This is a genomic window from Actinomadura sp. NPDC048394, assembly GCF_040651755.1.
Classification (GTDB): Bacteria; Actinomycetota; Actinomycetes; order Streptosporangiales; family Streptosporangiaceae; genus Spirillospora; species Spirillospora montaniterrae.
Window position 1 is genome coordinate 71,267 of the sequence record NZ_JBEZJL010000046.1, and the last position, 12,074, is coordinate 83,340.

Consider the following 12,074-nt stretch of genomic DNA (forward strand, 5'->3'; position numbering starts at 1 on the left):
TCCGGCCCCTTCGGACGTCCCCCTCGCGGGCTACGGGACGTCCCCTAGGGGGCGGCGTTGTGCCGGGCGACGAGAGCGGGGAGGCTCTCCAGGTCGTCCAGGACGAACAGGCACTCGGCGAGCGTCTCGTCGTCCTGCTGGATGTGGCCCCACGGGCCGCGCCGCAGGAACGCGGCCTTCATCCCGAACGCGACGGCGGGCCGCATGTCGTTGTCGATGCGGTCCCCCACGTACAGGACGCGGTCCGGCAGCACGTCGGCGATCTGCGCGCAGCGCTCGAAGAACTCCGCCGCCGGCTTCTGGACGCCCCACACGTCGGAGATGCCGATGACGTCGGCGTCCAGCCCGAGCGCCTCCATCTGCTCGGCGGCCTGCACCGGCTGGTTCCCGGCGATGCCGACGTAGAGGCCCTGGTCGCGCAGCGCCGTCAGGCAGGCCCGCGCGTCCGGGTACAGGTCGTCCGCACCGAAACCGTTGGGGACGCCCGCCTCCTCGCGGCGCTTCTGCTCCGCCTCCAGGTCGAAGTCCGGCCGGAAGTACCGGAACAGGTCCATGTGGGTGCCGCCGGCGGCGAGGATCGCGCCGAGCTTGGTGAGGAACGTGTGCCGGGGGACGCCGAGCCAGTCGGCCCAGCGCCCGTAGATCTCGCCCTCGTTGATCAGCGTCTCGCCGATGTCGAAGAAGACCGCCTGGACGGCCCGGGGGGACGGGGGGTTCGCGGGACGGGTCACGGGCGGGCCAGGTCCACGGTGGTGCCGGGCGCGACGCGGCGGAACTCCCGGCCGAGCTCCTCGCCCGCGCCGGTCAGAACGCGTTCCATCACCGAGAGGCCGACGTCGTTGAGCAGCCCGTCGTGGATGGCGAAGGCGCGCTCGGGGCGGACGGCGCGGGCGTACTCGTACAGGTCGACGGCCCGCATCCAGGGCGCGTTGCCCGGCAGGCACAGGGTCGGGACGGGCTCACCGGGGACGGTGAGCGCGTCGCCGGGGTGGAACACCTCGCCGTCCACCAGGAAGCCGACGTTCGGGACCGGCGGCAGGTCCGGGTGCATGATCTCGTGGTCCTCGCCGTAGACGTGGACGTCGAACCCGGCGACGGTGACGGCGTCCTCGTGGCCGACCTGGTGGACGCGCCCGCCGAGGTCGGCGAGGTTCTCCGCGACGACGCGGGACGTCCAGACCTCCAGCGCGGGGTCGGCGGCCATGGCCGCGCGCAGGCCGTCGGCGTCGAAGTGGTCGAAGTGCTCGTGGGTGATCAGGACGGCCTGGGCGCCGGCGTACGGGTCGGCGTCCCCGGTGAGGCCGCCGGGGTCGATGACGAGGGTGCGGTCGTCCTCGGTGAGCCGGACGCACGCGTGGCCGAGCTTGGTGAGACGCATTGATCCAGTTTTCCACGCAGGTCCGGCGAGCGGACCGGTGCCTCCCGAGGGGGGAACGCCCCTCGCGCGCCCCCGGCCGGCTACATCGGGAACATTGACCGGTCTTGTCCCCGCTGATACAACACGGTGAACGCCACTAGAACGCGTTCTAGTTCGGGCGTCACCGGACCGAGGAGGCGGCGCATGCCCGTTCCCGACCAACGCGATCCCGAGGTCACCCGGACCGCCCTGGCGGACTGGCTCGGCGAGCGGCTGCCCGGCGCGGCGCTCCCGCACCTGGAGACGCCGCAGACCAGCGGCTTCTCCAGCGAGACGCTGATGTTCGACGCCGAGTGGACCGAGGACGGCGCGCGCAGGCGCGAGCCGTACGTGGCGCGGGTCGCGCCCGCGAACTACCAGATCTTCCCCGAACCGCGGTTCGAGGAGCAGTACCGGCTGATGCGGATCCTCGACGAGCGCACCGACATCCCGGTGCCGCCGATCCGCTGGTACGAGCCGTCCGACGGCGTGCTCGGCGCGCCGTTCTTCGTGATGGGACGGATCGACGGCCAGGTCCCGACGGACATGCCGCCGTACCACATGGACGGCTGGGTGACCGAGGTCGCGCCGGACGAGCGCGCCGCGATGTGGTGGTCCACGCTGGAGATCATCGCGCGCCTGCACCGGCTGGACGTGCAGGAACTCGGCCTCGGCTTCCTCGACATGCCCGCGTGGGGCGCGCCGGGCCTGGAGCAGCGGCTCAATTACTACGAGCACTACCTGCACTGGGCGTACAAGGGCCCGCAAGAGACGGCGCTGAAGGCCCTGGAATGGCTGAAGGCGAACCGTCCCGACGAGCCGGACCCGCCGGTCGCGCTGTGGGGCGACGCCCGCATCGGCAACGTGATCTTCCAGTCGGGCGTGCCGGCGGCGGTGCTGGACTGGGAGACGGCGATGCTCGGCGCGCCGGAGGAGGACCTCGCCTGGTTCATGTTCCTGGACCGGCACCACTCCGAGGGCGTCGGCGCGGCCCGGCTGGACGGCTTCCCGTCCTACGCCGACACGATCGCCCGCTACGAGGAGCTGCTCGGGCGTCCGGTGCGGGACATGCCGTACTACGAGATCCTCTCCGGCTTCAAATTCTCGGTGATCATGGCGCGGATCGGCCAGGCGATGATCGACTTCGGCTGGATCGACGAGGACTCCGACTTCCCCTACAACAACAACTGCACGCAGCTGCTCGCACGCATCCTCGGAGGCGACGCGTGACCGTTCCTACACAGTGTCCGGGAGCGGGCTTCGTGCCCGTCTTCCGGAACTGCGCGCGTCCCGAACGGTGTTGGACGCGCTGGTCTCCCGCTTTCTCATTGCCCGCGTCCGGGGACATGCATCGTGTGCAGGCTCCGTGACGGGGTGGCGGGATCTCTCGCGCCGCCGGTCACCGCGGTCGGCCTGGACGGTCCGATACCCGGCATCATCGCTCTGGTGATGGCGGGGCGGTGCCGTCCGTCGCCGGACCGGGTGCCCGAGGGCGCGTCGCCCGACGGCGATGCTCGCCGCATCGTGCCGGGAGACCTTGCGGTGCGGGGTGCCCATCGGCTCGCGCCAGTGCTGCACACCCCACTTGGTGGTGTATGCGGGATCCACGGCCACGATGGCCAGGCCGACCTCGGCTGCCATCGCCGCCAACCGGGCCTTCAGCTTCCCGGTCGGCATCCCGGAGACCAACTGCCGGAACCGCGCGCGTCGGCCGTACTTCTCCCGCGTTCTCTCCGCCGTGAAGTCCAGGTCTTCGATGCCGATCGCGGCGACCCCGCAAGAGGCGGCCCAGTGCAGCAGGCGGGTGATGGCATGCCGGACCTGCGCATCCCGATGTGGCGCCGCCCCGGACAGGTCGTAGTCGAAGCGGCGCGGCCGGCCGACCGGATTGCCGTGGCGGTCCAGGCGCCAGGCGGCGAAGTGATCGGCATTGGTGTCGACCCCGACGATGCCGCGCGCGCGTGCCGTCTCCAGCGGGATCCCGGAGACGGCGGCGCGCCGCCAGGACGCGGTCAGATACCAGCGGCCGCGCCCGATGTCCAGGTGGATGCGATAGGCGACCGCCCGGTTTCCCTCGACGCGGTCGGCCCACTCGGCACCCCGGTGCTGGAAAGCAACGCGGGCCGTCAGCACGTACCTGCTGTGCGGCGCGTTAGCCAGATGCGCGAGCGGGCCCGGGAGCCGAATCGACACCTCCCCGGCGGGAGTGACGCGGATGGTCTCGTTGCCGTACCGCTTGCCCGACTCACCATCGGCCTGCAGGAACCACCGCGAGGCCTGCCATCGCTGCCGCCACTCGTCTTCGGTGAGCCCGGCCTTATCCAGATGATGACGGCTTGTCAGCAGCTTCCGGCCGCCCCGCACCACGCGCACGATCCCAGCGTCCCAGTCCGCCCGTGCGGCGACGAGCCGTTCCCTCATGAGGGCCAGGCGGCGCGACTTGGCGAACCATTCGCGCCGGGTGCGATAGCCCCCAGGCGACCCCTCGCTGCCCTTCGCGCCGATCGGCAGGGACAGCCGGTGCTCCAGCGTCCGCATTCCGGCTTCCAGAGACCGCAGGTGTGCCAGGTGGCCCCGCCGCGCCAGCGCCCACTGATCATTCGTGGCCTTGGTGATCGAACCGGCCCACCGCGCCGACGACCCGGCCGTCAATTTCCGCTTACGTGCCGCCCAACCATCGGGGCCGTGCTCGAGACCGTCAGCACAGCGGGCCTTCAAATCCCGGGCGCACAGCGACCCCAGATGCGCACCGACCAATCGCAGCACCCGCTCATCCTGTTCGGTCAGGCCTTTGAGACGGTCACGCACTGCCACTCCCGACGGGCCCGCCGCGACGAACGGCGGGCTGAAAGAGCCCACCCGGCTCCCCGCGCCTCCGCCGGACGACACCCCACCTTCGGCGACAGACTGCGACATGAGATGTACTTTAAGTCACGTCCTTCGAACATGCAATCGACATGCTTCACAGGCCGCGCACCCCAGCCGGACATCCGGACATCGTTGGACCACCCCCCGCGCGAGCGCGGTCTCGAAACACGCCAGCTCATCACGATGGACACCTCTGGACACTCATGAACATCCCCACGCAAGCAGCCCCCCTCTCCCCGCTCGACGACTACCCGATCCACCAGGCGCCCGAGGTGATGCGGCACGTCACGACGTCGGACCGCAACTTCTACGACCGCTACTACTTCAATGTCCACGGCTGCTCGGACGAGCTGATGATGCTCATCGGCGTCGGCCAGTACCCGAACCTCGGGGTGATGGACGCGTTCGCGGTCGTGCGGCGGGGCCCGCTGCACAAGGTGGTGCGGGCGTCGCGGGAACTCGGGAACGACCGGATGGACACGACCGTCGGGCCGTTCCGCGTCGAGGTGATCGAGGGGCTGAAGCGGCTGCGGGTCGTGCTGGACGAGACCGAGCACGGCCTGTCGTTCGACCTGACCTGGGACGGCGCGATCCCCGCGACGCTGGAGCCGCCGCATTACCTGCGCTGGCAGGAACGGGTCGTGTTCGACTCGCGGCGCCTCGCGCAGACGGGCCGCTGGACGGGCACGATCACCGTCGAGGGCGAGACCATCGACGTCACGCCGGACCGCTGGTGGGGTTCGCGCGACCGCTCCTGGGGCATCCGGCCCGTCGGCGAACCGGAACCGCCCGGCATCCAGGTGAAGAACGCCGGGACGTTCTACTGGCTGTACGCGCCGATGCAGTTCGAGGACCACTCGATCCTCTGCATCCTCCAGGAGGACGAGAAGGGCCGGCGGCTGCTGGAGGAGGCCGTGCGCGTCTGGCCGGACGGCCGCGAGCCCGAGTACCTGGGCCATCCCGAATACCGTCCGGAATACGCGGAGGGCACGCGGGACGTGGTGACGGCGACGCTGCGGTTCGCTCCGCCGGCCGGGAAACCGTTCGAGATCCGCGCGACGCCGATCCTGCCCGTCCACCTGATGGTCGGCACGGGGTACGGGCTGGAGCCCGACTGGAAGCACGGCATGTACCAGGGGCCGGACCTCAAGGTGCAGGGCGTCACCTACGACACCCGCAAGCCGGACGACGCCGCCCGCATGTGGGGCATGGTCGACGCCGTCGGGCGCTACGAGTACCTGGACGGCGCCGAGCCCGGCGACGCGGCGACCGGCCACGGGCTGTTCGAGTACTGGGCGCTCGGCCCGCACCCGTCCTTCCCGGAGAACGGCTGAGCGCGGGCCGCTTCGCGGGACGGGTTCTGCAAGACTTGCGACCGTGACGACGCCGCCATCGCAAGACCCGGAGGACGACGAGCGCCGGGCGCGGCGGAGGGAGCTGGACCGGCAGGTGCGCGACCGCTACGGAACCTGGCGCGACCAGCCGCGCGGGCTGGCCTGCGCGGTGATCGCGGCCTTCCTGGTGCTGACGACCGCGGCGTTCGTCTTCGCCGTGGTCGCCGTGGTGGCGGCCGTCCGCTGAGACGACGAAACCGGGGCGCCGATCGGGTGGATCGGCGCCCCGGCCCCTCGTCTCGGGCCCGCCCGGGGGCGGGCGGTCACGTCACATCGCGGTTCCCTCGGCGATGGTGAAGGCCACGTCGCCCTGCGGGTCGACCTGGGCGTCGAGGGTCTTGTCGTCCAACAGCTGGGCGACGCTCGGCTCCAGGTAGACCTTCGCGCCCTCCTCCTCGACGACCTGGTCTCCGGCCTCCGGGGCGGGCGCCACCGACAGCCGCAGCGCGTCCGAGCCATCGACTCCGGACTCGATGCGGATGCCGGTCTCCGGCGGAAGCTCCGGGCTGGCGGTCACGGTATTGATGACCTGGACGGCACCGCTGGTCAGCGTGAGCACGATCAGCTCCTCACGTCTCATGGGGTTCGTTTCGGATGGGGGTCTGCCCCACCCTCCCCACTGCGAGGTCCGGTAAACCATCACGGCGGGCGAACTTTGCGACGCGAAGAGTGACGATCCTCTCAGCCGGCGTTGGGCGCGAGGGCCCGCACGGCCTCCGCCGGGGACAGCCCACCGCCCGGCACGATCGCCAGGACGGGGGTGGTGAGCCCGTTGTCGACGTACTCGCGGATCCGCGCCCGGCACGCCGCCGGCGACCCGTGCACGATCAGGTCGTCGACGACCTCGTCCGGGATGACCTCCAGGGCCTTCTTGCGGTCCCCGGCGGCCCACGCCTCGTTCATCGGGCGCAGCGCCTCGCCGCGGCCGAGCCACTGGTGGAACGCCTGGTAGACGGGCACGTTCATGTAGGCGGCGATCATCCAGCGGCCGATGCCGCGGGCCTCCTCGGCGTTGTCGGTCGGGCAGACGAACAGCCGCGCGACCAGCTCGGGGTCGTCGCCGAGCGCACCGCGGACCGTCCGGACGTCCTTGGGTGCGAGCCAGTTGGTGATGGCGCCGTCGGCCTCGCGGGCGGCGAGCCGCAGCATGCCGGGGCGCAGCGCGGCCAGCACGATCGGCGGCGGCGTCGCGGGCGCGTTCTCCAGCTTGAAGCCCTTGACGGAGAAGGTCTCGTAGTCCTCCTTGACCTTCTCGCCGGCGAGCGCCTTGCGCAGGAAGCGGAGGGTGTCGCGGGTCCGCTTGTACGGCTCGGTGAACGGGATGCCGTTCCACCGCTCGACGATCGTGTCGGACGAGGTGCCGATGCCGAGGACGAACCGTCCGGGCGCGAGGTCGGCGAGGGTGGCGGCGTGCGAGGCCAGCAGCGCGGGGCCGCGGGTGTAGACCGGCACGATCGCGGGGCCGAGCCGCAGCGCCGGGTCCCACTGGGACGCCAGGGCGAGCGGGGTGAACGCGTCGGTGCCGTTGGTCTCGGCGGACCAGGCGTCGGTGTAGCCCAGCTCGGACAGGCCCGCGACGATCTCGCGGTGCTCGGCGAGCGGGACGCCGGTCAGCGGAATGGTCAGTCCCCAGCGAGACATGTGCGCCCTCCTCAGGCGATCGAAGGCCGGACGGTGGAGCCGCCGTCGACGACCAGGGTCTGCCCGGTCATCCAGGACGAGGCGTCGCCGGCCAGGAACACCGCGGCGTTGGCGATGTCCTCGGGCTCGCCGATGCGGCCGAGCGGCATGTGCTTGCCGATCTGCTCCTCGTTGTTCTCCCACAGGGCGCGGGCGAGGTGCGTCTTGACCAGGCCGGGGGCGATGCAGTTGACGCGGACCTTCGGCGCCAGCTCGATGGCGAACTGGCGGCTGAGGTGGATCACCGCGGCCTTGGTGGCGTTGTAGTAGCCGATGCCGTGCTCGGTGACCATGCCGCCGACGGAGGCGATGTTGATGATCGCGCCGCCGCGCTCCTGGAGGGACGCGCGCCACGCCAGCTGGGTCCACTGGACGATCGCGAACTGGTTGATCTCGACGGTCTTCGCGGCGGCGGCGGGCTCGATGTCGGCCATCGGGCCGAAGTAGGGGTTGGTTCCGGCGTTGTTGACCAGGACGTCGACGGCGCCGAACTCGGCGACGGCGGCGTCCACGCAGGCGGCGGCCTCGTCGGCGTGGCCGACGTGCGCGGCCTTGGCCAGCACGCCGACGCCGGGGCTGGCAGCGCGGATCTCCTCGGCGACCGCGTCCAGCGACTCCTGCTTGCGGGAGGAGATGACGACGTTGGCGCCCTCGGCGGCGAGGGCGACGGCGATCGCCTTCCCGATGCCCCGGGAGGCCCCGGTGATCAGGGCGGTCTTCCCCTGAAGTCCAGTCCGCATCCGCAACTTCCCTTCTCGGCGGGCCCCGCGCGGGGGCCGGGCCCGGCAACAGAATCAGGCTCGGTCGTCACTGTACCGAAGTGACTGACGAGTCAGTTAGCGGACCCGCGCAGCTCACCGCCCCGCTCCAGCACGAACGCCCGGAACCCCTCCGCCACCGGGGGCCGCGTCCGCTCCGCCGCCCAGACCAGCCCGATCGTCCGCACGCCGCCCGCATCGTCGAGCGCGAGGTGGCGGACGCCCGGGACGTCCTCGCCGGCCGGCGGCGGCGCCACGATCGCGACGCCGAGCCCCGCCGCGACCAGCCCCCGGACCGTCGAGTGCTCCTCCCCCTCGAACGCGACCCGCGGCCGCGCCCCGCACGCCTCGAACAGCTCCTCGGTCAGCGCGCGCAGCCCGGTGCCCTGCCGGAAGGCGACGAACGGCTCGTCCAGCACGTCCCGGACCCGGGCGCTTCGGCGCGCCGCCAGCCGGTGGTCGGCCGGCACGGCGAGCTCCAGCCGCTCGGTGACGAGCGGCCGCCAGGCCAGCGCCGCGCCGCCCGGCGGCGGGCTGGTGATCGCGAGGTCGGCGCGGCCGTCCAGCACCATCGCGGCGAGCCGCTCGGAGTTGTCCTGGCTCAGCCGGAACGTCACGCCGGGATGGTCGCGCCGGTAGCGGCGGATCAGGCCCGGCACGAACGACGGGCCCTGCGTGTGCAGGAACGCCAGCGACACCTCGCCGCGCTCCGGGTCGGCGGCCTGCGCGAGCGCGCGCCGCGCCGCCTCCTCCTCGGCGACGAGCCGCCGCGCGTGCTCGGCGAACACCCGCCCGTACCGGCTCAGCGCGACGCCGCGGCCGACCCGGTCGAACAGCGGGGCGCCGAGCTCGCGTTCCAGGCGGGCGATGGCGCGCGACAGCCCGGGCTGGGAGACGCGCAGCTCGGACGCGGCGTTCGTCACGTGCCCCTGCTCCGCGACCGCCAGGAACCACCGCACACTCTGCAGATCCATACACTCATGATGGATCCGCATTGGTTTCCGCACAAATTGTCATTGGACGCATGAGACCAGGAAGCGGACGCTGGAGTCCATGACCGTCGCCCCGCCCCTGGAGGTCCCCGAACGGCACCGGCTCGGCTCGCCCGGCCTGCGCCGCGTCAACCTCGCCCTGTTCGCGGCCGGGCTCACCACGTTCATGTCGCTGTACTGCACGCAGGCGCTGCTGCCGGAGCTGTCGGCGGACTTCGGCGTCTCCCCCGCCCGGTCGAGCCTGCTCGTCTCGCTCGCCACGGGCGCGGTCGCGATCGCGGTGATCCCGGTCAGCTCGCTGTCCGAGCGGTACGGCCGGACCCGCGTGATGATCGTGTCGTCGGTCGCGTCCGCGCTGGTCGGGCTGCTGATCCCGCTGTGCGGCTCGTTCCCCGCGCTCGCCGCCGTGCGGGCCGTGCAGGGCCTCGCGCTCGCCGGGGTCCCGGCCGTCGCGATGGCCTACCTCGCCGACGAGGTGCACGGCGAGCACCTGGGCAGCGCGATGGGCCGCTACGTCGCGGGCACGGGGATCGGCGGCGTGCTCGGCCGCCTCGTCCCCGGCCTGGTCACCGACGTCGCGGGCTGGCGGTGGGCGCTCGCCGCCACCGGCTTCCTCGCGCTCGCGTTCACGATCGCGTTCTGGCTGCTACTGCCGCCATCGCGGTTCTTCCGGCCGTCCCGCGTCGACTACCGGCCGCTGCTCGCCCACCTGCGCGATCCCGGCCTGCGCCGCCTCTACCTGATCGCGCTGACCGCGATGGCCGGGTTCGTCACCGTCTACAACTTCCTGACGTACCGGCTGCTGGACGCCCCGTTCCACCTGCCGTACGCCGTGGTCAGCCTGATCGCGGTGATGAACGTCGCGGGGTCGGCGGCGTCCGCGCGGGCCGGGATCCTGGCGGACCGGTCCGGACGGCGGAAGGTGCTGGCCGGGTCGCTCGTGCTCGCCGCGTGCGGGCTGTGCCTGACCCTGCCGGCGGTCCTGCCGCTGGTCGGGATCGGGCTGCTGGTCTTCACCGTCGGGTTCTTCGGGACGCACGCCGTCGCCAGCGGCTGGGTCGGGCGGCGGGCGTCGACGGCCCGCGCGCAGGCGTCCGCCCTGTACCTGTTCGCCTACTACCTGGGCAGCAGCATCGGCGGCACCGCCGGCGGCGTCGCCTACGAGCACGGCCACTGGACCGGAACCGCCCTGTACGTCCTGGTCCTGCTCGGTGTCGCGCTGCTCGCCGCCGCCGGGATGAAAAGCGTCCGCTGGGTGGGACACCACCGGTCGTGAGCGTGCGCTTGGTTGTTACCGTACGCGCGTGACGACCACCGCCAAGAAACGCCTTCCGGCCGTCGAGGGCTGGTTCACGACCGAGAGCGGGGACGTGCGGCTGCTCGGCACCCGCTGCTCGTCCTGCGGGACGCCCTACTTCCCGCGCAACGAGCTGGCCTGCCGCAACCCGCACTGCACCGGCCCGAAGGACGGCTCGGAGCTGGCCGAGCACGCGCTGTCCGCGCGCGGCCGGATCTGGTCCTTCGCCGACTCGCGCTACAAGCCGCCGGCCCCGTACGTGTCGCCCGACCCGTTCGTCCCGTACACCGTCGCGGCGGTCGAGCTCGACGCCGAGAAGATGGTCGTGCTCGGGCAGGTGGCCCCCGGCCACACCGTGGACGACCTGGAGGTCGGCATGGAGGTCGAGCTGACCGAGGGCGTCCTGTACGAGGACGACGAGGCCGAGTACACCGTCTGGATGTGGAGGCCGGTCCAGTGAGCCGCGACATCGCCGTCCTCGGCGCGGGCATGCACCCGTGGGGCAAGTGGGGGCGCAACTTCGTCGAGTACGGTCTCGCCGCCGCCCGCGCCGCGCTGGCCGACGCGGGGCTGGCCTGGCCGGACGTCCAGTACGTGGCGGGCGCCGACACCATCCGCAACGGGTACCCCGGGTTCGTCTCGGGCGCGACGTTCGCGCAGGCGCTCGGCTGGAACGGCGCGCGGGTGTCCAGTTGCTACGCGGCGTGCGCGTCCGGCGCGCAGGCCATCGCGTCCGCGCGCGCGCAGATCCTTGCGGGGCTGTGCGACGTGGCGCTGGTCGTCGGCGCGGACGCGGCGCCGAAGGGCTTCTTCAAGCCCGTCGGCGGCGACCGCCCGGACGACCCGGACTGGCTGCGGTTCCGCCTCCTCGGCGCCACCAACCCGATCTACTTCGCGCTGTACGCGCGCCGCCGGATGGCGATCCACGGCGCGACGCTCGACGACTTCGCCGCCGTGAAGGTGAAGAACGCCCGGCACGGGCTCGCCAACCCGAACGCCCGGTACCGCAAGGAGGTGACGCTGGAGGACGTGCGCGAGTCCGCCGTCGTCGCCGACCCTCTGCGGCTGCTGGACATCTGCGCCACCAGCGACGGCGGCGCCGCGCTGGTGCTCACGTCGATGGACTTCGCGCGCAGGCACGGCATCGCGGACCCGGTGCGGCTGTCCGGGCTGTCGACGGTGACGCCGACGTTCCCGAAGACCGTCGTCGACCTGCCCGACTTCGCCACCGACTCGGCGCTCGCGGTGCCCGAGCCGGAGCGCCCGTTCCGGGCCTCGCTCGCGCACGCCGCCTACGAGGAGGCCGGCATCGGCCCGGACGAGCTGTCGCTCGCCGAGGTCTACGACCTGTCCACGGCCCTGGAGCTCGACTGGTACGAGGACATCGGGCTGTGCGAGGTCGGCGGCGCCGAGGAGCTGCTGCGGTCCGGCGCGACGGCGCTCGGCGGCCGGGTCCCGGTGAACCCGAGCGGCGGGCTCGCGAGCTTCGGCGAGGCGATCCCGGCGCAGGCGATCGCGCAGGTCTGCGAGCTGACCTGGCAGCTGCGCGGGCAGGCCGAGGGCCGCCAGGTCGAGGGCGCCCGGGCCGGCATCGCGGTGAACCAGGGCCTCTTCGGGCACGGCTCCGCCATGATCGCCGTCCGCTGAGCCGTGGCGTGCCGCCCTCGTGCCGTACGGGACGAGGGCGGC

General features: G+C 72.3%; 13 protein-coding genes. 6 read left to right on the top strand and 7 right to left on the bottom strand.

Annotated features, from left to right (window positions below; translation table 11 throughout):
- Positions 1–44 precede the first annotated feature (44 nt).
- The gene (locus AB0C78_RS30460) at positions 45–731 is read right to left on the bottom strand and encodes an HAD-IA family hydrolase (RefSeq protein ID WP_360754432.1); all 687 of its coding nucleotides are present in this window, start codon (positions 729–731) and stop codon (positions 45–47) included.
- On the bottom strand, positions 728–1,378 hold the full coding sequence (locus tag AB0C78_RS30465; RefSeq protein WP_360754435.1) for an MBL fold metallo-hydrolase: 651 nt from the start codon (positions 1,376–1,378) through the stop codon (positions 728–730). The genes AB0C78_RS30460 and AB0C78_RS30465 overlap by 4 nt, the downstream gene beginning before the upstream one ends.
- Before the next feature lie 183 nt (positions 1,379–1,561).
- On the opposite strand from AB0C78_RS30465, the gene AB0C78_RS30470 reads away from it, so the two are divergent.
- Positions 1,562–2,626, top strand: a complete 1,065-nt coding sequence (locus tag AB0C78_RS30470; protein ID WP_360754437.1) for a phosphotransferase family protein — start codon at positions 1,562–1,564, stop codon at positions 2,624–2,626.
- 6 nt (positions 2,627–2,632) lie between these two features.
- Here the strand turns inward: AB0C78_RS30470 and AB0C78_RS30475 are convergent, their stop codons facing one another.
- The gene (locus AB0C78_RS30475; protein WP_360754439.1) at positions 2,633–4,312 is read right to left on the bottom strand and encodes an IS200/IS605 family accessory protein TnpB-related protein; all 1,680 of its coding nucleotides are present in this window, start codon (positions 4,310–4,312) and stop codon (positions 2,633–2,635) included.
- Between the two features lie 155 nt (positions 4,313–4,467).
- Between AB0C78_RS30475 and AB0C78_RS30480 the strand changes: the two genes are divergently transcribed.
- Both AB0C78_RS30480 and AB0C78_RS30485 read left to right on the top strand, forming a co-directional pair.
- Positions 4,468–5,598, top strand: a complete 1,131-nt coding sequence (locus AB0C78_RS30480) for a hypothetical protein (RefSeq protein ID WP_360754442.1) — start codon at positions 4,468–4,470, stop codon at positions 5,596–5,598.
- 43 nt (positions 5,599–5,641) lie between these two features.
- The gene (locus tag AB0C78_RS30485) at positions 5,642–5,845 is read left to right on the top strand and encodes a hypothetical protein (protein WP_360754445.1); all 204 of its coding nucleotides are present in this window, start codon (positions 5,642–5,644) and stop codon (positions 5,843–5,845) included.
- Positions 5,846–5,926: 81 nt separating this feature from the next.
- Here the strand turns inward: AB0C78_RS30485 and AB0C78_RS30490 are convergent, their stop codons facing one another.
- From AB0C78_RS30490 to AB0C78_RS30505, 4 genes are all read right to left on the bottom strand, one after another.
- Positions 5,927–6,238, bottom strand: a complete 312-nt coding sequence (locus AB0C78_RS30490) for a Fe-S cluster assembly protein HesB (protein ID WP_194737570.1) — start codon at positions 6,236–6,238, stop codon at positions 5,927–5,929.
- A gap of 101 nt (positions 6,239–6,339) precedes the next feature.
- Positions 6,340–7,299, bottom strand: a complete 960-nt coding sequence (locus tag AB0C78_RS30495) for an LLM class F420-dependent oxidoreductase (RefSeq protein WP_151545478.1) — start codon at positions 7,297–7,299, stop codon at positions 6,340–6,342.
- A gap of 11 nt (positions 7,300–7,310) precedes the next feature.
- Positions 7,311–8,078, bottom strand: coding sequence for an SDR family oxidoreductase (locus AB0C78_RS30500; protein WP_360754449.1), 768 nt, complete (start codon positions 8,076–8,078; stop codon positions 7,311–7,313).
- A 92-nt stretch (positions 8,079–8,170) separates the two neighbouring features.
- Positions 8,171–9,070, bottom strand: a complete 900-nt coding sequence (locus tag AB0C78_RS30505) for a LysR family transcriptional regulator (RefSeq protein ID WP_360754451.1) — start codon at positions 9,068–9,070, stop codon at positions 8,171–8,173.
- A 79-nt stretch (positions 9,071–9,149) separates the two neighbouring features.
- Between AB0C78_RS30505 and AB0C78_RS30510 the strand changes: the two genes are divergently transcribed.
- From AB0C78_RS30510 to AB0C78_RS30520, 3 genes are read left to right on the top strand one after another with little or no spacing between them, the layout of a single operon-like run.
- Positions 9,150–10,364, top strand: coding sequence for an MFS transporter (locus tag AB0C78_RS30510; RefSeq protein ID WP_360754454.1), 1,215 nt, complete (start codon positions 9,150–9,152; stop codon positions 10,362–10,364).
- A gap of 28 nt (positions 10,365–10,392) precedes the next feature.
- Complete coding sequence (locus tag AB0C78_RS30515) at positions 10,393–10,845, top strand: OB-fold domain-containing protein (protein ID WP_360754457.1); 453 nt, start codon at positions 10,393–10,395, stop codon at positions 10,843–10,845.
- Complete coding sequence (locus AB0C78_RS30520) at positions 10,842–12,032, top strand: lipid-transfer protein (RefSeq protein ID WP_360754459.1); 1,191 nt, start codon at positions 10,842–10,844, stop codon at positions 12,030–12,032. The genes AB0C78_RS30515 and AB0C78_RS30520 overlap by 4 nt, the downstream gene beginning before the upstream one ends.
- The last annotated feature ends 42 nt before the right edge of the window (positions 12,033–12,074 follow it).